A 19,000-nucleotide genomic window follows, 5' to 3' on the forward strand; every position below is an offset into this window, starting at 1 on the left:
TGGCATAATGCTGGCGCTGGTCGTGGAGTTCTGGTTCAGCTCCCGACTTTCGTGTTTGTTCAGCAGGGAGCGCGAGAGTCCTGACGCCCGGAGACTACAGTTGTCGATGCTGAAAAAGATTCCTACCCAATCCCTGCGTGTTGGCATGTATGTCGACAAGTTCTGCGGTTCCTGGCTGCAGCATCCGTTTTGGAGCAAGAAGCTTCTGATTGAGGATGTACGCACGCTCAACACTATTTTGCAAAGCTCGATTACGGAAGTGATTATCGACGTCAGCAGAGGTCTGGATGTCGAAGTGGCTTCATCGCCTGATATTCCGACGTCTGCCGATGCTCCCTCCGAAGTGGAGATCGCTGTGGCCGAGGTTGAGGCTGCAAGTGCGTCAGGTTCAGCGCCGAGCGACAGGGTAGCCAGGACCCCGATGGCCGATGAAGTGCGGCGTGCCCAGCAGATATTTCGCAACGGTAAACAGGCAATCCAGGACCTGTTCAAGGACGTACGTCTGGGCAACGCCATCACGACTGACGGGTTGCACGATCTGGTCAGCGAGATGAGTCTGTCGCTCAGCCGAAACCCCCATGCCTTGATCAGCGTTGCCCGAATCAAGTCCAAGGATGAGTACACCTATCTGCACTCCGTTGCCGTAGCTGCTCTGATGGTGGGTATGGCTCGGTTGTTGAAAATGCCGGAAGACCAGGTGATGGAAGCGGGTATGGCGGGCTTGCTGCATGACATGGGCAAGGCCGTCATGCCTGAAGCGGTGTTGAACAAACCGGGCAAATTGACCGATGAGGAATTTGCCATCATGCGTTCTCACCCGGCCGAAGGGCACAAATTGCTGCTCGACTGGGACGGGGTACCGGATGCGGTGCTGGATGTATGCCTGCATCACCATGAGAAAGTGGATGGTACCGGCTATCCCGAGCGGCTGGCTGGGGAAGATATTTCCCTGTTGGCGCGCATGGGTGCGATCTGCGATGTCTATGACGCGATTACCTCAAACCGCCCCTACAAGGCGGGCTGGGATCCGGCCGAGTCCTTGAGCCGGATGGCCAGTTGGAAAGGCCATTTTGACCCGGTGCTGTTCAAGCTGTTTGTTCGTATGTTGGGTATTTATCCGGTCGGCTCCCTTGTGCGGCTTGAGTCCGAGCGTCTGGGAGTGGTTGTAGAGCAGGGTAGCAGTTCCCTGCTCACGCCCAAGGTCAGCGTATTCTATTCGGTGCGTTTGAAGCAGGGATTACCGGTTACCCTGATTGATCTGTCCGACGCCCATGAAACGGATCGAATCATCGGACGAGAGAGCCCGGAAGACTGGCCGTTCAAGCACCTGGACCGCTTGTGGCTGCCCGACTGAGCGAATTGCGCGCACAAAAAACCGCCCATAGGGGCGGTTTTTTTTGCGGCTCAGACATCAGGCCAGTTCAGCTTCTTCCTTCTTCGCAGCCGCCGGATCCGGGGTGCGGATCAGGTGGTCGAAGGCTGCCAGGGCCGCGGTGGATCCGGCACCCATGGCAATGATGATCTGCTTGAACGGCACGGTTGTGACGTCGCCGGCAGCAAATACGCCTTCCAGGTTGGTCGAGCCGCGGCTGTCGATCTCGATCTCGCCGAAGCGGGTCAGGTTCAGATCGCCGCCCTTGAGCCATTCGGTGTTCGGTACCAGACCGATCTGGACGAAGATACCGGCAACATCTACCTGCTTGAGCTCATCGGTGGTGCGGTCCTTGTAGGTCAGACCGACTACCTTGCTGCCGTCGCCACGTACCTCGGTGGTCTGGGCGCTCTTGATGATCTCGATATTGGGCATGGAACGCGCCTTGCGCTGCAATACTTCATCGGCGCGCAGGGTGTCGGCGAACTCCAGCACGGTTACATGCTCCACGATGCCGGCCAGGTCAATCGCTGCTTCGATCCCCGAGTTACCGCCGCCGATGACGGCAACGCGCTTGCCCTTGAACAACGGACCGTCGCAGTGCGGGCAGTACGCCACGCCCTTGCCGCGGTATTCCTGCTCGCCCGGTACGTTCATCTCCCTCCAGCGCGCGCCGGTGGCAAGGATGACCGTGCGGCTGCGCAGGGTGGCTCCGCTTTCCAGGCCGATCTCTACGTAGTCACCGGTTTCCAGGCTGGCAGCTTTCTGCTCGGTGATGACATCCACCTCGTACTCCTTGACGTGCTGCTCCAGGCTGGCGACCAGCTTGGGGCCTTCGGTGTAGGGCACGGAGATAAAGTTTTCGATGCCGACGGTGTCCATCACCTGGCCGCCGAAGCGCTCGGCAACGATACCGGTACGAATGCCTTTGCGGGCCGCGTAAATGGCAGCAGAAGCGCCGGCCGGGCCGCCGCCAACGATCAGTACGTCGTACGGGGCTTTCTCGTTCAGTTCCGCAGCCTTGCGCTTGGCCGCACCGGTGTCGATCTTGTTGACGATCTCAGCCAGTGTCATGCGGCCCTGACCGAAGGGCTCGCCGTTCAGGTAAACCGACGGTACGGCCATGATCTGGCGCTGCTCGACTTCGTCCTGGAACAGGGCGCCGTCAATCATCACGTGGGTGATGTTGGGGTTCAGCACGGCCATCAGGTTCAGCGCCTGGACTACGTCCGGGCAGTTCTGGCAAGACAGCGAGATGTAGGTCTCGAAGTGAAACTCGCCTTCCAGGTTGCGGATCTGCTCCAGCAGGGCCGGGTCAGCCTTGGACGGGTGACCGCCGGACTGCAGCAGTGCCAGTACCAGAGAGGTGAACTCGTGACCCATCGGGATGCCGGCGAAGCGGATGCGCGGTGTTTCACCGGCGGCGCCTACCGCCATGCTCGGGGTGCGCTTGTCATCAGCCGAGACCAGGCCGATTTTACCGGACATCTCCGCGATTTCGACCGCGAGTTCATGTAATTCTTTGCCCTTGGGGCTTTCATCTACGGACACGCTGATTTCGATCGGGTTAACGATGTGCTGCAGGTACGTGTCCAGTTGTTTCTTCAGGTTGGCGTCCAACATATGCGTGTCCTTTGAAAATGTGGTCAAATTTCGGGCATAAAAAACCCGGCCCGCCGACTGCGAGCCTGTGGCTGCGCAGCGGGCCGGGTCATCAGGCCGATCTTAGATCTTGCCTACCAGGTCGAGAGAGGGAGCCAGAGTGGCTTCGCCTTCTTTCCACTTGGCCGGGCAAACTTCGCCCGGGTGAGCTGCAACGTACTGGGCAGCCTTGATCTTGCGAACCATGTCTTCGGCGTTGCGGCCAATGCCTTCGGCAGTGATTTCAACAGCCTGAATGATACCCTGCGGGTCGATGATGAAGGTGCCGCGGTTGGCCAGACCCTGATCTTCACGCAGGATTTCGAAGTTGCGGCTGATCTGCATGGTCGGGTCGCCGATCATGGCGTACTGGATCTTGCCGATAGTTTCGGAGCTGTCGTGCCATGCCTTGTGGGTAAAGTGGGTGTCGGTGGAAACCGCGTACACTTCAACGCCCATTTTCTGCAGCTCGGCATAGTGATCAGCAACGTCGCCCAGCTCGGTCGGGCAAACGAAGGTGAAGTCAGCCGGATAGAAGAAGAAGACGGCCCACTTGCCTTTGACGTCGGCTTCAGTCAGATCGAAGAACTCGCCATTCTTGAATGCAGAGGCTTTGAACGGTTTGATTTCGGTGTTGATAACAGACATGTAGAACTCCTTCTTGAGTCGTTTTCGTCGATGGTTGAGAAGACAGGAGCTATGGTATGCGCCTGTGTTAAATACTTAAAATAAATTTCAACTAAACCGTGAATAGCTTTTCGCTATATAGGTGCGCTATGAACAATTTCAAGCGATCAGCGTTCACGGCCTGAATTGTGCGTCGGGATGTGTGACCGTTGCAGGTGCAGTTGGTTCTTCGGGCTGTCAGCGGCAGAGGATTGCAGTAAAGTAGCCAGCGAATACGCAACCGGACCTACTTTATGCTTACTCACCTGGACGCACAAGGCCGCGCCAGCATGGTCGATGTCACCGACAAGGCCGTTACCCATCGCGAGGCGGTCGCCGAGTCGCTGGTACGCATGCGCCCGCAGACGCTGGAATTGATTCAGAGTGGTGGTCACCCTAAAGGTGACGTCATGGCCGTTGCCCGCATCGCCGGCATTCAGGCGGCCAAGCGTACGTCCGACCTCATCCCCCTGTGCCATCCACTGATGCTTACCAGCGTCAAGGTAGAACTCGGCATCGAAGCGCCTGACGCGGTGCGCATTCAGGCGCGCTGCAAGCTGGCCGGTCAGACTGGTGTCGAAATGGAGGCGCTGACAGCGGTCAGTGTCGCTGCACTGACCCTGTACGACATGTGCAAGGCAGTCGACAAGGGTATGGTGATCGAGAGCACCCGGCTGCTGAGCAAGAGCGGTGGAAAGAGCGGTGAGTTTCAGGCGGAGGCGGGTAGCGCGTGATAGAGCTGCAGTTTTTTGCCCGTTACCGGGATGTGCTCGGCAGCAGCGGGGAGCAACTGATGTGGACCCCGGAGCTGGGCACCCTTGAAGACCTTCGGCAGCTCCTGCTGGCCCGTGGTGAGGCATGGCAGGTACTTGCCGAACCCCGCCTGATGTGTGCGCGTAACCAGGAGTTGTGCACCCTTGACGAGCCACTGGCTGACGGTGATGAGATTGCCTTCTTTCCGCCAGTGACGGGTGGTTGATGTGTTGATCGAGGTGCAGCAGGCCCACTTTGATCCGGGCGAACGGCTCAATCGTCTGCATGCGGACCATCTGGGCGTGGGCGCCGTGGTCGGCTTTGTGGGTTATGTGCGCGACTATAACGAGGGTGATCCGGTGTCCGGCATGTGGCTTGAGCACTATCCGGGCATGACGGAAAAGGCGCTGACCGGTATCGTCGAGCAGGCGCAGACCCGCTGGCCGCTGCTGGACGTGCAGGTGTTGCACCGCGTTGGCCAGCTTGAACCAGGTGAGCCGATTGTGTTTGTTGGTGTTGCCAGCGCCCACCGCCAGGCAGCCTTTGAGGCTAACGCCTTTATCATGGATTACCTCAAGACCCGCGCGCCGTTCTGGAAGCGCGAAGCAACGCCGGATGGCGAGCGCTGGGTTGATGCACGCGATAGCGACGAAGTTGCGCTTTCGCGCTGGAAAACAGATTAGTCGGAGCCTTGCATGACACAGTCGATATTGCAGGACGGTCTGGGGAGAAAGATAGAATATCTCCGTATTTCGTTGACAGATCGCTGCGATTTCCGCTGTGTTTACTGTATGGCCGAAGATATGACCTTTCTTCCCCGCCAGCAGATTCTCAGTCTTGAGGAGATTGAGCGTTTGGCGCGGTTGTTTGTCGCCCGGGGCGTTCGCAAGATCCGGCTGACCGGAGGCGAGCCGCTGGTGAGGCGTGGCGTGGTTGACCTTTGTGCCCGCATCAGTGCCCTGCCGGGGCTGCGCGAACTGGTGATGACCACCAATGGCTCGCAGTTGACCAGGCTGGCCCGGCCGCTGGCCGAGGCCGGCGTTAAGCGGCTGAATATCAGCCTCGACAGCCTCAATCACGAACGCTTCAGGAGTATTACCCGCACGGGTGACCTGCAGCAGGTGCTCGATGGTATCGAGGCTGCGCGTGACGCCGGTTTTGAGCGGGTCAAGCTCAACACGGTGGTGCTCAAGGGCCGCAACCACGATGAGGTGCAGGCGCTGGCGGCCTACGCGCTGGAGCGGGGTTTGGACATCACCTTTATTGAAGAGATGCCGCTCGGTGAGGTCGGGCGTGAGCGGGGCGAAGCCTACTGCTCAAGCGACGAAGTGCGCAGCCTGCTGGCGGAACGCTACCGCTTGATCGACAGTGCTGAAAACTCCGGCGGCCCGGCGCGCTACCTGCGAGTCGATGGCTACCCGGACAGTCGCATCGGATTCATCTCACCGCATTCGCACAATTTTTGTGACACCTGTAATCGGGTACGTCTGACCACCGAAGGGCGCCTGCTGCTTTGTCTTGGACACGAGAATTCGCTGGATATGCGCGCCCTGGTCAGGCATCATCCGGAGCATGACGAGCCGGTCAGCGAGGCTCTGGAACGTGCCCTGCAACACAAGCCGGCGCGGCATGAATTTAGCGTGGGTGGTGAGGTTCAGGTGTTGCGTTTCATGAACGCGACCGGCGGCTAGGATGCGGCCACGGGTCTATTGACGCTGGTCAAAACCTGGTTTGCCTGGCCGGCGTAGGCTTTGTTCCATGCCAGAGCAAAGCCGGAGTTTCCCCATGCTGCCCACTATTCGTTGGGATGCCGATCTGATTCGACGCTACGACCATGCCGGTCCGCGTTATACCTCCTATCCCACCGCCGTGCAGTTTCACGACGGTGTCAAACCGGCAGACTTTCTGCACGCCATCGACGCCTCCCGTGAGGCCGGTCGGCAACTTTCGCTTTACGTACATGTGCCGTTTTGCGCCAACATCTGCTACTACTGCGCCTGCAACAAGGTGATTACCAAAGACCGCAGCCGGTCGCGCGAGTATCTCGCCAGCCTGCAGCGCGAGATGGAGCTGATCAGCGCTCATCTGGGCCCGGATCAGGTCGTTGAACAGCTGCATTTTGGCGGTGGGACGCCCACCTTTCTCAGCCATCAGGAACTGCGCGAGTTGATGGCCGGGTTGCGCAGTCGGTTCAGCCTGCGTGACGACGATATCGGTGACTACAGTATCGAGATCGACCCCCGTGAGGCCGACTGGGCGACCATGGGGCTGCTGCGCGAGCTGGGCTTCAATCGTGTGAGTTTTGGCGTTCAGGATCTGGACCCGGAAGTGCAGCGTGCGGTCAACCGTCTGCAGACGCTGGAGCAGACCCAGGCCGTGATGGACGCCGCGCGCACGCTTGCCTATCGCTCGATCAACATCGACCTCATCTACGGTTTGCCCAAGCAGACGCCGGAGAGCTTCGCCCGCACCGTTGAGGCGATCATCGCACTCAAGCCTGACCGGCTGTCGGTGTTCAACTACGCGCATCTGCCGGAACGCTTCATGCCCCAGCGCCGGATCAACAGTGCCGATCTGCCTAGCCCCGCGCAAAAGCTGGAAATGTTCGAGAACAGCGTGCGTCAGCTGCTGGCAGCGGGGTATCGCTACATTGGTATGGATCACTTTGCCCTGCCGGACGACAGCCTCAGCATCGCCCAGGAGAACGGCGAGCTGCAGCGCAACTTTCAGGGTTACACCACGCACGGGCATTGCGATCTGATTGGTCTGGGCGTCTCCTCAATCAGTCAGGTCGGTGATTTGTACTGTCAGAACAGCAGCGACCTCAAGGTCTATCAGGAGCGTTTGCAGGCGGATGAGCTGGCGACCCAGCGTGGTCTCGTCTGCCATTCCGACGACATCATTCGGCGGGCGGTTATCAGCCAGCTGATCTGCCATTTCCAGCTGCAGTTCAGCGATATTGAGGCGCGCTTCGGGATCGACTTTCCCGAGTACTTTGCCTCCTGCCTGCCGATGCTTGAGCAGATGGCCCGTGATGGGCTGATCATCCTCACACCCGGCGGGATTCGGGTTATGGCCGCCGGCCGGCTGCTGGTGCGCTCGATTTGCATGCTGTTCGACGCCTATCAGAGTGACACCAGCCAACAGCGCTTCTCGCGCATTATCTAGCTCAATACACGGCGCCCTGCGACGTCAGCAGGGCGAGCGTTTTCGACAGCGTCACCGGCTGTGCTGTCGAGGCGCTCTGGCTGGCGTGTATCGGCGATGAGATGGCAGTCTGCTTGCAGCAAAATGGCATTTCGTCATCTAACCTTGAAAAGACGGTCTGTATCGCCGGAAATCAAGTTTCCGTCTGGCGGGACGACATACAGTTTCAGACCCCCTTTTCGAGGCAAAACCGATGCCTACCAGACTCAGCTTCAATCAGAAGATCCTGCTGGCCGCTTCCCTGGTCGTGATTGCGGCCTTTTCGGCCTTCTCTGTCTATAACGATTACCTGCAACGCAAGACTCTGCAGGCCAATCTGCAGACGTATCTGACCGACGCCGGGACGCTGACGGCGGACAATATCAGCAACTGGTTGTCCGGTCGTATTTTGTTGCTGGAGAATCTGGCACAGAATATCCAGAGCGAGAGTCCGGACCGGCTGGTGCCGTTGCTCGAGCAGCGCACGCTGGCTGAAACCTTCGATTTCAGCTACCTCGGTGCCGCCGATGGCGCCTTTACCATGCGGCCTGATTCCGAAATGCCGGCGGACTACGACCCACGCTCGCGGCCCTGGTTCAAGGGCGCGCGTGAGGCCGGCAGGACCATCCTGACCAGCCCTTACGTCGATGCGGCTACCGGCGCACTGATCATGACTATTGCCACACCGGCAGGGGCGGGCGTGGTTGGCGGCGACCTTAACCTTCAGACCATTTCCCGGATTATTAACGCTCTGGATTTCAATGGCATGGGGTATGCGTTCATGGTCAGCAGTGATGGAACCATTCTGGTGCATCCCAATGCCGACCTGCAGATGAAGACCCTGAGCGAGATCTACCCGCGGAACACACCGCGCATCGAGCGCAGCCTCAGTGAAGCCGAGCTGGATGGTCAGCCGCGCTTACTGACGTTTTTGCCGGTCGCCGGATTACCCGGTGCCGACTGGTACGTCGGCCTGTCGATTGACCGTGACAAGGCTTTCGCCAGCCTTGCCCAGTTTCGCTATTCAGCGCTGCTTGCAGTTATCGTATCGGTGGTGATTATTGTGCTGCTGCTTGGCGTACTGATGCGCTACCTCCTGCGTCCGCTGGTTTCGCTGGGAGCGGCGCTGGAGAATATCGCCGAGGGCGAGGGTGACCTGACCCGTCGCCTGCCTGTCACCAGCCAGGACGAGTTTGGTCGGTTGGCCAACGCCTTTAACCAATTCGTGCAGCGTATCCACGAGTCAATCAGCCAGGTGGCGAGTACCAGCAGTACGCTGCACGACGTTGCGCGGCAGGTGGTTGATGCCTCCAATGCCAACATGGCCAGCTCTGACGAGCAGTCCAGCCGGACCAACAGCGTGGCGGCGGCTATCAATGAGCTGGGTGCGGCGGCGCAGGAAATAGCCCGCAATGCGGCGGATGCATCCGCGCAGGCCAGTCAGGCGCGCCAGGGAGCGGAGCAGGGATCGGCAGTAGTCAGCCAGTCGATTGCTGCAATGCAGGAACTGTCGGCCAAGATCAGTGAATCGAGCAGAACGATTCAGTCACTCAGCCACAAGACCGAGGACATAGGTCGCATTCTGGAGGTGATTCAAAGTATCTCCGAGCAGACCAACCTGCTGGCGCTGAACGCGGCCATCGAGGCGGCCCGTGCCGGTGAGGCAGGGCGCGGGTTTGCGGTGGTTGCCGATGAGGTGCGCAACCTCGCACACCGCACCCAAAGCTCTGCCCAGGAAATTCACGACATGATCGAGAATCTGCGCACCGACGCCAGTGCAGCGGTCAGCATCATGACCGACAGTCAGCAGTACAGTCAGCACAGCGTCGAGGTAGCGGGGCAAGCCGGCACCCGGCTCAGCGAGATCACCCACGGTATTGGCGATATCGACAACATGAACCAGTCGGTTGCTGCCGCAACAGAGGAACAGACCTCGGTAATTGAAAGTCTCAACGTCGACATCACCGAGATCAACACCCTCAACCAGGAGGGAGTTGATAACCTGCAGGCGACCCTGCGTGCCTGTGCCTCACTCGAGGATCAGGTCACCCGGTTGAGGCAGTTGGTGGGCAGTTTCCGTATCTAGGTTGCCAGCTCGGCAATCGCCTGCCGCAGCACGTTGTAACCGGTGCAGCGGCAGAGATTGCCGTGCAGGGCCTGTTCGAGCTCAGCGACATCCGCAGCGGGGTTATGGCGAAGAGCGGCGGTCAAGCTGCTGACAATGCCGGGGGTGCAGTAACCGCACTGCAGCGCGCCGGCATTGACCAGTGCGGCGCTGATGTGCTCGCACAGCGGGTCCTCGCGCAGCCCTTCAATGGTCTCTACCGTGCGCCCCTGCACCTGACAGGCAAGCAGCAGGCAGGCGGGTACGGAGTCTCCATCAACCACGACGCTGCAGGCACCGCAGCGACCTATGCTGCAACCTTCCTTCGGTCCGGTCAGCCCCAGATCCAGGCGCAGTATGTCGAGCAGGCGACGGGCGGCCGGTACTTCGAGCGTCTGCTCCTGGCCATTGACGGTGAAGTGCAGGGTAAAGAAGACGTCGTTCACGGATGTAGCTCCTGCATGGCTGCAAGCAGTGTGGTTGGTTCTACCGGCAGGCGCTCCGGGCGTACGCCGATGGCGTTCTCGATGGCGGCGGTGATGGCCGGGCTTATCGCCTCGATGCCCAGTTCGCCGATACCGCGTACCGGGTAGCTTTCTCCGCCGAGAATGCCTTCTATGACGTCGACCTGTTGCTCGGGAGCGTCGGCCAGTGTCGGGATGAGATAGGCGTCGAGGTTGTCCAGCAGGTACTGACCGTCCTGCATGGGCACGTCCTCAAGCAGCGTCATGCCCATGCCCATGATGGCGGCCCCTTCGATCTGGCCGCGGTAGCTGGGCGGGTGGATAACCCTGCCGCCGGCGGTGATATGGTGCAGTCGCTCGACACGAATCCGCCCCGTCAGCCGGTCGACAGCCACGTGCGCAACGGTGGCGATGAGCAGTTGCAGATAGCGTCCGCGCGGGGTGGCATCCGGGCCGGTCGGGAAGTCGAAATGTACATTCAACGTGACAGGCGTGCCTGCGCCAGCCAGTTGCGGGTAGCTGATGACGAGCTCACCTGACTTATCCCGCAGTCCGCCGGGGCCGGGTTGCAGCCCCGGTGTTGCCGGTGGTGCCAGACTGGTCAGCAATGCGCGCCATTGCGGCTGCAGGCGGCGCAGGGCCTCCACCGCGATGATGCTGCTGCGTGAGGCGCTGGTCGGGCCGGAGTCGGGGCCGCTGGAGTCGCCCAGACGGACATCCAGATCCTCCGGTGCGCAGTGCAGGTAGTCGCAGGCCAGATTCCGGATTGCTGCAATTACGCCCTGACCGTACTCGATGAAGCCGAATGCCAGTTCGATGCGGCCATCGTCAGTCAGGGTCAGGCGCGCGCCGCCGGCGTCGGGTAACCCGTTACCCAGGCCATTGCCCTGTGCACCCATTGCCATGCCGACGCCGGTCACCCAGCGGCTGTCGTCGGTACTGCTGGCGCTGGCCCACAGGGGGGATTGCAGCGCCGCATCTAGCAGCAGTCGGGGATCGCAGGGCTGCTGCTGGGTCTGGCCCTCGACGCCGGGGTCCTGCGGTGTACGCAGGTTGCGCCGGCGCAGTTCGGCCGGGTGTAAACCGGCGGCGTGGGCCAGCCTGTCCAGCTGGCTTTCTACCGCAAAGGTCGCCTGGTTGCCGCCGAAGCCGCGGAAGGCGCCGGCAACACCATTGTTGGTATGCACCAGTTGACCGCTCACGCGGATATTGGGGATACGGTACAGCGGCGCCGCGGCGTGATCGGTCAGGTTGGTGAGGACAGCAGGACCCAGTGTGGCGTAGGCGCCGGTGTCGAGTATCGCGTGCAGCTGGTGGGCGAGGATGCGACCTTGCGCGTCACAGCCGGTGCGGGCAACGAGTTCAACTGGATGACGCTTGATGCCGGCGATGGTCGATTCGCGGCGATCGAAGTGAATGCGTATCGGGCGTCCGGTGCGCAGTGCGAGCAGTCCGGCGGCCGGCTGCATGGTCAGCTCGTCCTTGCCGCCGAAACCGCCACCGGTCGCCAGGCCGATTACGCGCACCTTATCCGGCGGCAGGCCGAGAATGCTGGCCAGTTGTTCGCGGTCTCGGTGGGCGCTCTGGCAGCCCACGCGGAAGGTCAGCCCACCGTTCTCATCGGGCACCACCACGCCACCCTCGGTCTCCATGAAGACATGCATCTGCCGCGGGGTGCGGTAGCGACCTTCCACCACGAATGCACAGGCGGAGAAGGCTGCTTCGACGTCACCGTGTTCGATCAGGGAGCTGTCCAGCAGATTGCCATTGGGGTGCAGCGCCGGCGCGCCATCGGCCAGTGCCGCGCTCGGGTCAGTGACCACCGGTAGCTCGGCGTAGCGCACCTCGATGAGGCGGAGCGCGTGTGCAGCGATCTCGGGCGTATCCGCCGCGACCGCCGCCAGCGCATCGCCGAGGTAGCGCACGTGATCCGTGCAGAATACCGGCTGATCGCGAAATACGATGCCGTAGTTATTGGTGCCGGGAATATCGGCTGCGGTCACTACCGCGTGAACGCCGGGCAGCGTACGCGCGCGCTCGACGTCGATGCCAAGCAGGCGGGCGTGTGGCAATGCGCTGCGCAAAATGCGGCCATGAAGCAGGCCGGGCCAGTCAAGTTCGTCGGTGGGGTAGCGCAGTTCGCCACGCACCTTCTGGGTGGCGTCAGGGCGCGGCTGCCAGCGCTCGGCGAAGGTGTCGGCGGTAAGAGGGCGTGGCGTGAATGCGGTTGTGTTCATGCGTGGCTCCCGTGCCATTGTGCCCGGACAAGATTGGCCGCTATCTGCAGCAGCGGTTGCTCGGCCAATTCGGGAAGGTCTGCGGCCAGCAGGGGCAGCAGCGTGCGGGTCGTCAGCGGCTGGTCGGCGGTTGCCGCAAGGGCCTGTTCGCAGGCTCGCAGACGACGGGGTCGCAAGCTTGCGCCGCCGGCAGCCAAGCGCAGATCCGGTTGTGGCTGCCATTGCCAGCTGCTGGCGATATTCAGCAGTGGCGGGTTGAATGCGCTGCGGCTGGCCAGCTTTTCCATGCGCAGATGTTGCTGCGGTTGCGGCAGTGGCAGGCGAACCCGGGTTATCAGGGCATGCGTTGGTGGGGCCGTCAGCCAACCAGCCAGCAGTGTTTGTTGATCCGCGCCGTTTTCGTCCAGCCAGTCAAGTCGGGCGTCGAGTACCAGCAGGGTAGGCAGCAGGTCGCCGGCAAAGCCGATATTGCCCGCGAGGGTGGCGATATGCCGAATGCCGGGTGCGCCAACCCCGACCAGCGCCGTTTCAAGCACGGGCAGCTCTGCACACAGATCCGGATTGCGCGTCAGCTCCGATAGCCGGCTCAAGGCACCAAGGGACCAATGGTCTGCGGCCCGATGGCAGCCGTGCAGTGTGTTTATCGCATTCAGGCTGACCACATGCTCTGGCCACCTGCCGGTTTTGTTCCAGCCGAGTTGCAGCGCGCTGGCTCCGGCCATATAGGGCGCGCTGTGGTATCTGGCGAGTGCGCAGGCTTCTTTGGCGCTGGCGGGCATCAGTATCCGTGTCTGACGACGATCTGGGCAGGTACCTGAGGTCACTAGAGTACTCCAATTGACTGGAGCTGCTGGCAATGCAGAAAAGGTGCCATGCCGGCTGCAACGGCTGGCTGTTGCTGCAAATTCCTGTCTGAACGGTCAGTTTTGAGGCTTGGGTTGAAAGAGAGGCTTCTGATCCGTGGTCCGCACTGGACGATGCCGGTGCAGAGGGGGGATTCGGCTTCACCAGGCTGGTGCACTAACGAATATTAGTTCGAATTCCGGAAATGCTGACCTTGTGGTCTGGAAATAAAGGGCTGCGCCGGGGAAGCAGGTGCAGTGCGGTACAGGGGGGGCGGATGGCCGGATGACGCCTGCCAGCGTCAGCTGGCAGGGCTGTGGCGCGGCGTCAGATTACATTTGCGATTGCAGGTAGTTCTGTTCACCAACCATCTTGATCAGGCGCAGTTGCTGCTCCAGCCAGTAGGCGTGGTCCTCTTCGGTATCTGCCAACTGGACTTCAAGTATTTCCCGCGTCTGGTAGTCGCCGACGCGCTCGCACAGGGCAATGGCGTTGGCCAGGTTCTCGCGTACCTCATATTCCAGCTTGAGGTCTGACTCGAGCATCTCCTGCACGGTGCTCCCGGGGGTGATGGGCGAGGGCCGCATGTCCGGCTTGCCTTCAAGAAACAGCAGACGCTTGAGGATAGCGTCGGCGTGCTGGGTTTCTTCTTCCATCTCATGGTTGATGCGCTCGTACAGCTTGGCATAGCCCATGTCTTCGTACAGTCGCGAATGCAGGAAATACTGATCCCGTGCGCCAAGCTCGCCTCGCAACAGATCGATAAGACAGCTGACGACGTCCGGATGGCCTTTCATGGCGGGTACTCCACTGACATTAACGTTTGACTGGAGATTGTGCCCAAGCGGATCGCTCTTGTCATCCGTTTTTGCAGAAAAAGCCAATCATTACAAGGGGTTATTGGTATGTTGGTCGTAGAGAAAAGCATAAGCAGAGGCATTTGCGTACGCGAACTTTTCTCGCCTGACCGGCTTGTGACAATGGAAAGTAAAGCAGAAGGGAGCGAAATTGGAGCGGGTGAAGGGAATCGAACCCTCGTATGCAGCTTGGGAAGCTGCCGTTCTACCATTGAACTACACCCGCGCAGGCGTCTTTTTACCAGAGTCGCCTGCATCAGGGAAGGGGCTCAGAGTTGCTGGCTGGCCTGCATCAGCAGTCGGTAGCTGTGCTTTCGTGCATTCTGGTCAAAAATCGGGCTGTTCACGATCAGTTCATTGGCGCCTGTTCGCTCCAGCAAATCGGACAGCTGGCCGGTCACGCTCTGCAGGTCGCCAATGAGACTGCCAGCGAGCGTCGACATCACCTGATGGCGTTCATGCGGTTGCCAGAGTGATTCCATATCCCGGGTCGGCGGTGGCAGCTGTCCCGGTGTACCGCGGATCAGGTTGAGAAACGCCTGCTGATGGGAACTGGCCAGGTAATGGGCCTGCTCGCGGTCGTCCGCGACATAGGCGTTGATGCCGAGCATGGCGTAGGGCTCGCTGTATTCATCGCTCGGGCGGAAGCTTTCGCGGTACAGCCGCAGGGCGCTGAACAGGTAATCCGGAGAGAACTGTCCGGCAAAGGCAAAGGGCAGGCCGAGGCGGCCGGCCAGCTGGGCGCTGAAGGTGCTGGAGCCGAGCAGCCAGATCGGAATGTTCAAGCCGTTGCCCGGCACGGCACGCAGGCGCTGCCCAGGCTCAAGCGGTGCAAACAGACGGCGCAACTCTTCGAGCATTTGCGGAAAGTCTTCGCCGTCGGTGCGTCCGCGGCGCAGGGCGTTCGCGGTGGCCGGGTCGGTGCCCGGGGCGCGACCAAGGCCAAGATCGATGCGGCCGGGGTAGAGCGATTCCAGCGTGCCGAACTGCTCGGCGATCTGCAGCGGCGCGTGGTTGGGCAGCATGATGCCGCCGGAGCCGATGCGAATGCGCTGGGTGCTGCCGGCCAGATAGCCCATGACGACAGAGGTGGCGGCACTGGCAATACCGAGCATGTTGTGGTGTTCGGCCACCCAGTAGCGGTGGTAGCCGAGCGTCTCGCAGTGCCTTGCCATGGCCTGGGCGTTGTGCAGGGCATCGGCAGCTGTGGCGCCTTCGCTGATCGAGCAAAGGTCAAGGACGGACAAGCGAATCGCAGCCTGGCTCATGGGGTGTTCCGTGATTGCTAGTGGCTAGGTTGAATATCCTCGGCGCCTGCGATGGCCCTTGCAACCCTGAGGACCATTCATCCAGCAGGTTGATGGAGGTCTATTTCCGTGATCAGGCTGGCCGATGGCATGCCGATCGCAGCGCCCTGGGCGAAGTCGATACCCAGTGCCCTGACCTGTTTGAGGACGGCTGGGCTGTGAACAAACTCGGCAACGGTCTGCAGGCCGAGCTCCTGTGCGAACTGGACGATGCCGCGGCACAGGGTCAGTGCGGTGGGGTTCTCGTCGAGCTGGCGGATCAGGCTGCCGTCGATCTTGATCAGGTCGACGTTGAGTCTGAGCAGGTGTTCGAAGTTTGAATAGCCGGTGCCGAAGTCATCAATGGCAATGAGGCAGCCCAGAGCCTTGGCGCGGTCGATGAACTGACGTACGGCGGCGTAGTTTTCGATACCTTCCGATTCGAGGATTTCAAAGATGACGCGCTGTCCGATAGCGTGGCTTTCTACCGTCGAGATGATGTAGTCGGCCAGCTCCGGATCAAGCAGGTCTTCGCAGGAGAGGTTGATCGAGAAACTGTGGCGCTGATCAGCGAAACGGGCGATTGCGCTGTCGATCATGCAGCGGGTAATCGCGCGATACAGGCGCACTTTCTTCGCCAGCTCAAGAAAATGGATCGGGCTGACCGGTTCCCCCTGCTCGTCGATCATTCGCACCAGGCATTCGTACTTTTCAATACGCTGGCTGGTGACGTCCATGATCGGCTGGAAGAAGGCGACGATGCGCTGCTCCTCCAGCGCTGCACGCAGCCGGTTGGCGCCAATCAGGTTCTGTTCGTATCCTTCGCGCACGCCCCGGCTGGCGTCGTAAAACACGAAGCTCTCGTTGCCGGCGCGGGCCAGCTCGAGTGCGATGTTTGCTGCCGGCAGCAACTGCTCGCCGCTCAGGTCCTGCGCTTCGCGCTGGTTGCAGCACGCCACGCCAATACTGGCGTGGAGCGGGATATCCTGCTCTTGCCAGCGAATCTCCAGATTGCTGATGAAGCCGAGCAGCCGCGTCAGGGCAGGGGTTAGCTGTTCCTGGCTGTGATGGCCTGGTAGCCAGATGGCCAGCTCGTCGGCCGGCATCCGGTACAGCCGGCTTCCGCGCCAGTCCGCGCGTTCGTTCAGGTGCTGCTGCAGCGCCTGGGCCAGCGTTGCGATAACGTGATCGCCGCACTGGTGGCCGTAGAAATCGTTGATTTCCTTGAAGGCATCCAGATTGAGCAGCAGCAGGCTCGCGGTGTGGGTTTTCCTGAGATCAGCCAGCAGCCGTTCGCGGTTGGGCAGATGGGTAAGGGGATCGGTGTACAGGTTGCGCAGCTGGCGCAGGGTGCCGGCCACCAGATACAGAATCAGCGCGGAAATGATCAGCATGACCGTGCCCGCCAGCAGCTGAATGCGGGTACTGCTGTCACGCATCGGCGTCAGTACCGCATCGATCTCGGCTTGCGGAACACCGATGCCGAAGATCATGCCGGCACGGGTTGGCGAGTAAAACAGGCTGTAGTCCTGCTCGTCTACCTGATGCCTGAGTTGCTGCATCGGCGATGCCAGTTGTCTTGAACTGATAATCGGAAGCGGCTGGTCCTGCAGTCGCTGATGAAGCTGCAGCGCAGTCACGCTGTTGATCATCCGCTGGGCGCGATCGACGTCGGCGGCGTCAGACAGGCTGGAAAGGTTGCGGTTGTCGTGGTCCAGCAAAAAGGCAAAGGTGCCGGGCGTCACTTCGACCCGGCTGACAGTGCTGATGATGTCATCGGCCAGCCAGTCGGTCATGGCCAGACCAAGAGGGCGTCCCTGCGCATCACGTATCAGTGTGGCATGGCTGATCACCACCGCGTTGATGCTGCTTTTGTAATACGCCGCGGTCCATTGCTGTGCTGGCTCGATAGGTGGCTGCAGCCCGCGCAGACGCTGAAACCAGGTGGTGAGACGCTGCTGTTCGTCGGCACTGACCGGCTCGACCTGTATGCCCTGTCCCTGGCGGTAGGCATAGTGGGCCGGGCGTCCGGGCTCGCTGTACCAAAGGCTGCTGCCGTAGCTGTCGGGAAAGTCCTGCAGGGCGTTGCGAAGGGTATCTGCCTGCGTCGCCGGATCGGCAGGGTTGCGCAGCAGCAGTCCGCCGGCTCGGGCCAGCCCGCGGGTGCTCTGCTCCATCAGTCGGTGATGGGCATTGATGCGATCAAGGTTGGCATAAAAGGTGTCGGTAATCTGGCGTTCGCGCAGCGTACCCATCGCATTCTCGGCGAACTCCAGATTCAGGCTGGCGATCAACCAGCTGCCGAGCAGGAACAGCCCGACCAGCAGGCTGAGCAGAACCATGATTGCGCGTTTGACTGGCAGCATCCCTGTCACCCTCAACCTTAGCGGCTGTTGATACGCTGTTGCAGGGCGCTGCGCGCACTGGTCAGCTGGTCATTGCTGAGTTGGCCAGACAGCTGTTCGACGTAGCGTCGGCCGCGGGACTCTCCGTTCACCAGCGCCAGACTTAGCCAGAAGTATGCCTGCTCCAGATCTTGCGGGCCGCCATTACCCTGCATGTAATCAAGCCCCAGACGGTATTGCGCTTCGGCTGACCCAAGCTCTGCAGCCTCGGTTAGCCAGCGGCGGGCAGACGCGGTGTCTGGGTGGTTGCGAGCCAGCTGAAGTATTGAAGGTATGTGCTCAGCCAGGGCGGCCCGACGCAGTTGCTCCTCGGCCTTGTTCGGGCTGACGGCGGTTCCGGTTCCGTTCAGATACGCCAGGGCCAGCTGATAGCGGGCTTCGGGCTGGCCGCTGTCGGCTGCCTTTTTCAACCAACTGAAGGCGTCCCTGTCGGCTTCGCTGCTGTTTTGTCGCTGCAGTAGATCAGCCAGCAGCAGCTGGCCCGCAGTATTGCCCTGTTCGGCAGAGTCGCGGGCCCAGCGCAGTGCCGTGTCGCCTTGCCCGGTGCTGTCGGCAATGCTTGCCAGGTGATGCTGGGCCTTGGCATCGCCTGCTTCGGCTGCAGCGCGGCAGGCATTGCCAGCCTGGCTGTAGTTGCGGATGGCAAACAGCAGGTAGCAGGTTTCCTGCTGGTCCGTGGTTGGGCTGCTTCTGGACGGTGTACTTGCGGGCTGCGGTACCCGGGCTGCAAACGCGCCCACCTGGTTTGGGCAGGAAAACTGATAGCCGGCACGCAGTCTCCGCAAGTTGTCGCGGGTCGGTTGCTCGGCGGCGTAGCGTTGGCCGATGGCCTCGCAGCGGCTGTCTCGTTCTTCTTCGACCAGTGGAATGTAGTCTGAGTAGACCGGATCGTCGGCGTGGGCGTTCAGGTAGCGGGTGAGGGGATCGATGTACGGTTGCGCGAACAGCGCTTCGACGTCGGCATGACGCTGCCGGGCAGCCGGGTCGCTGGTCAGTCTCGAGGCCAGGTCGGCCAGGCGTTGGCTCTGGGTTCTGATTATTTCACCGGAACGGCTCAGCAGGCTGTCGGGTTCAGACAGGGTTTGGCATCCGCTGAGGGCGATGCTCAGTCCAAGTAGCAGAGCGATAGGCGCGCGCATGATACCTCTCGGGTTGCGACCAGCCGGCGAGTATCGGGCTGTAGTGG

16 protein-coding genes and 1 tRNA gene are annotated in these 19,000 nt (G+C 61.0%); 7 read left to right on the top strand and 10 right to left on the bottom strand.

The window, feature by feature from the left end; all coding sequences use genetic code 11:
• Positions 1-106: 106 nt before the first annotated feature.
• Positions 107-1,354: an HD-GYP domain-containing protein gene (locus O5O48_RS11085; protein ID WP_269688692.1), complete on the top strand. Its 1,248-nt coding sequence runs from the start codon at positions 107-109 to the stop codon at positions 1,352-1,354.
• Positions 1,355-1,411: 57 nt separating this feature from the next.
• Here O5O48_RS11085 and ahpF read toward each other — a convergent pair whose 3' ends face one another.
• Positions 1,412-2,995, bottom strand: a complete 1,584-nt coding sequence (gene ahpF / locus O5O48_RS11090) for an alkyl hydroperoxide reductase subunit F (RefSeq protein WP_269687026.1) — start codon at positions 2,993-2,995, stop codon at positions 1,412-1,414.
• Between the two features lie 102 nt (positions 2,996-3,097).
• Positions 3,098-3,661, bottom strand: a complete 564-nt coding sequence (gene ahpC / locus O5O48_RS11095) for an alkyl hydroperoxide reductase subunit C (RefSeq protein ID WP_228247305.1) — start codon at positions 3,659-3,661, stop codon at positions 3,098-3,100.
• A gap of 272 nt (positions 3,662-3,933) precedes the next feature.
• Here ahpC and moaC point away from each other — a divergent pair, with 272 nt between their 5' ends.
• The 6 genes from moaC to O5O48_RS11125 all read left to right on the top strand — a co-directional run bounded on the left by moaC (position 3,934) and on the right by O5O48_RS11125 (position 9,704).
• Complete coding sequence (gene moaC, locus O5O48_RS11100; RefSeq protein ID WP_088273642.1) at positions 3,934-4,413, top strand: cyclic pyranopterin monophosphate synthase MoaC; 480 nt, start codon at positions 3,934-3,936, stop codon at positions 4,411-4,413.
• Positions 4,410-4,658, top strand: coding sequence for a MoaD/ThiS family protein (locus O5O48_RS11105; RefSeq protein ID WP_228247306.1), 249 nt, complete (start codon positions 4,410-4,412; stop codon positions 4,656-4,658). The genes moaC and O5O48_RS11105 overlap by 4 nt, the downstream gene beginning before the upstream one ends.
• Before the next feature lies 1 nt (position 4,659).
• Positions 4,660-5,115, top strand: coding sequence for a molybdopterin synthase catalytic subunit MoaE (moaE, locus tag O5O48_RS11110; protein ID WP_228247307.1), 456 nt, complete (start codon positions 4,660-4,662; stop codon positions 5,113-5,115).
• Positions 5,116-5,127: 12 nt separating this feature from the next.
• Entirely contained in the window at positions 5,128-6,123 is a 996-nt protein-coding gene (moaA, locus tag O5O48_RS11115; protein WP_269687027.1) for a GTP 3',8-cyclase MoaA, read from the top strand.
• A 94-nt stretch (positions 6,124-6,217) separates the two neighbouring features.
• The gene (gene hemN / locus O5O48_RS11120; protein ID WP_088273645.1) at positions 6,218-7,600 is read left to right on the top strand and encodes an oxygen-independent coproporphyrinogen III oxidase; all 1,383 of its coding nucleotides are present in this window, start codon (positions 6,218-6,220) and stop codon (positions 7,598-7,600) included.
• Between the two features lie 232 nt (positions 7,601-7,832).
• A complete protein-coding gene (locus O5O48_RS11125; protein ID WP_269687028.1) occupies positions 7,833-9,704 on the top strand; it encodes a methyl-accepting chemotaxis protein in 1,872 nt (623 codons plus the stop codon).
• On the opposite strand, the gene O5O48_RS11130 is transcribed toward O5O48_RS11125, so the two are convergent.
• From O5O48_RS11130 to O5O48_RS11165, 8 genes are all read right to left on the bottom strand, one after another.
• Complete coding sequence (locus O5O48_RS11130; protein ID WP_269687029.1) at positions 9,701-10,168, bottom strand: (2Fe-2S)-binding protein; 468 nt, start codon at positions 10,166-10,168, stop codon at positions 9,701-9,703. The genes O5O48_RS11125 and O5O48_RS11130 overlap by 4 nt on opposite strands.
• Positions 10,165-12,423: a xanthine dehydrogenase family protein molybdopterin-binding subunit gene (locus O5O48_RS11135; RefSeq protein WP_269687030.1), complete on the bottom strand. Its 2,259-nt coding sequence runs from the start codon at positions 12,421-12,423 to the stop codon at positions 10,165-10,167. Before O5O48_RS11135 ends, O5O48_RS11130 begins: the two co-directional genes overlap by 4 nt.
• Entirely contained in the window at positions 12,420-13,202 is a 783-nt protein-coding gene (locus O5O48_RS11140; protein ID WP_269687031.1) for an FAD binding domain-containing protein, read from the bottom strand. The genes O5O48_RS11135 and O5O48_RS11140 overlap by 4 nt, the downstream gene beginning before the upstream one ends.
• Before the next feature lie 396 nt (positions 13,203-13,598).
• Positions 13,599-14,063 carry a bacterioferritin gene (bfr, locus tag O5O48_RS11145; RefSeq protein ID WP_088273649.1) on the bottom strand — a complete coding sequence of 155 codons (465 nt, stop codon included), beginning with the start codon at positions 14,061-14,063 and terminating at the stop codon, positions 13,599-13,601.
• Positions 14,064-14,275: 212 nt separating this feature from the next.
• Positions 14,276-14,349: transfer RNA gene (locus O5O48_RS11150), tRNA-Gly, on the bottom strand.
• A gap of 43 nt (positions 14,350-14,392) precedes the next feature.
• Positions 14,393-15,391, bottom strand: coding sequence for an LLM class flavin-dependent oxidoreductase (locus tag O5O48_RS11155; protein WP_269687032.1), 999 nt, complete (start codon positions 15,389-15,391; stop codon positions 14,393-14,395).
• A gap of 77 nt (positions 15,392-15,468) precedes the next feature.
• Positions 15,469-17,775, bottom strand: a complete 2,307-nt coding sequence (locus O5O48_RS11160) for an EAL domain-containing protein (protein ID WP_269687033.1) — start codon at positions 17,773-17,775, stop codon at positions 15,469-15,471.
• A 17-nt stretch (positions 17,776-17,792) separates the two neighbouring features.
• On the bottom strand, positions 17,793-18,953 hold the full coding sequence (locus O5O48_RS11165; protein WP_269687034.1) for a tetratricopeptide repeat protein: 1,161 nt from the start codon (positions 18,951-18,953) through the stop codon (positions 17,793-17,795).
• Positions 18,954-19,000 lie beyond the last annotated feature (47 nt).

The organism is Halopseudomonas sp. MFKK-1 (genome assembly GCF_027474385.1).
GTDB lineage: Bacteria > Pseudomonadota > Gammaproteobacteria > Pseudomonadales > Pseudomonadaceae > Halopseudomonas > Halopseudomonas aestusnigri.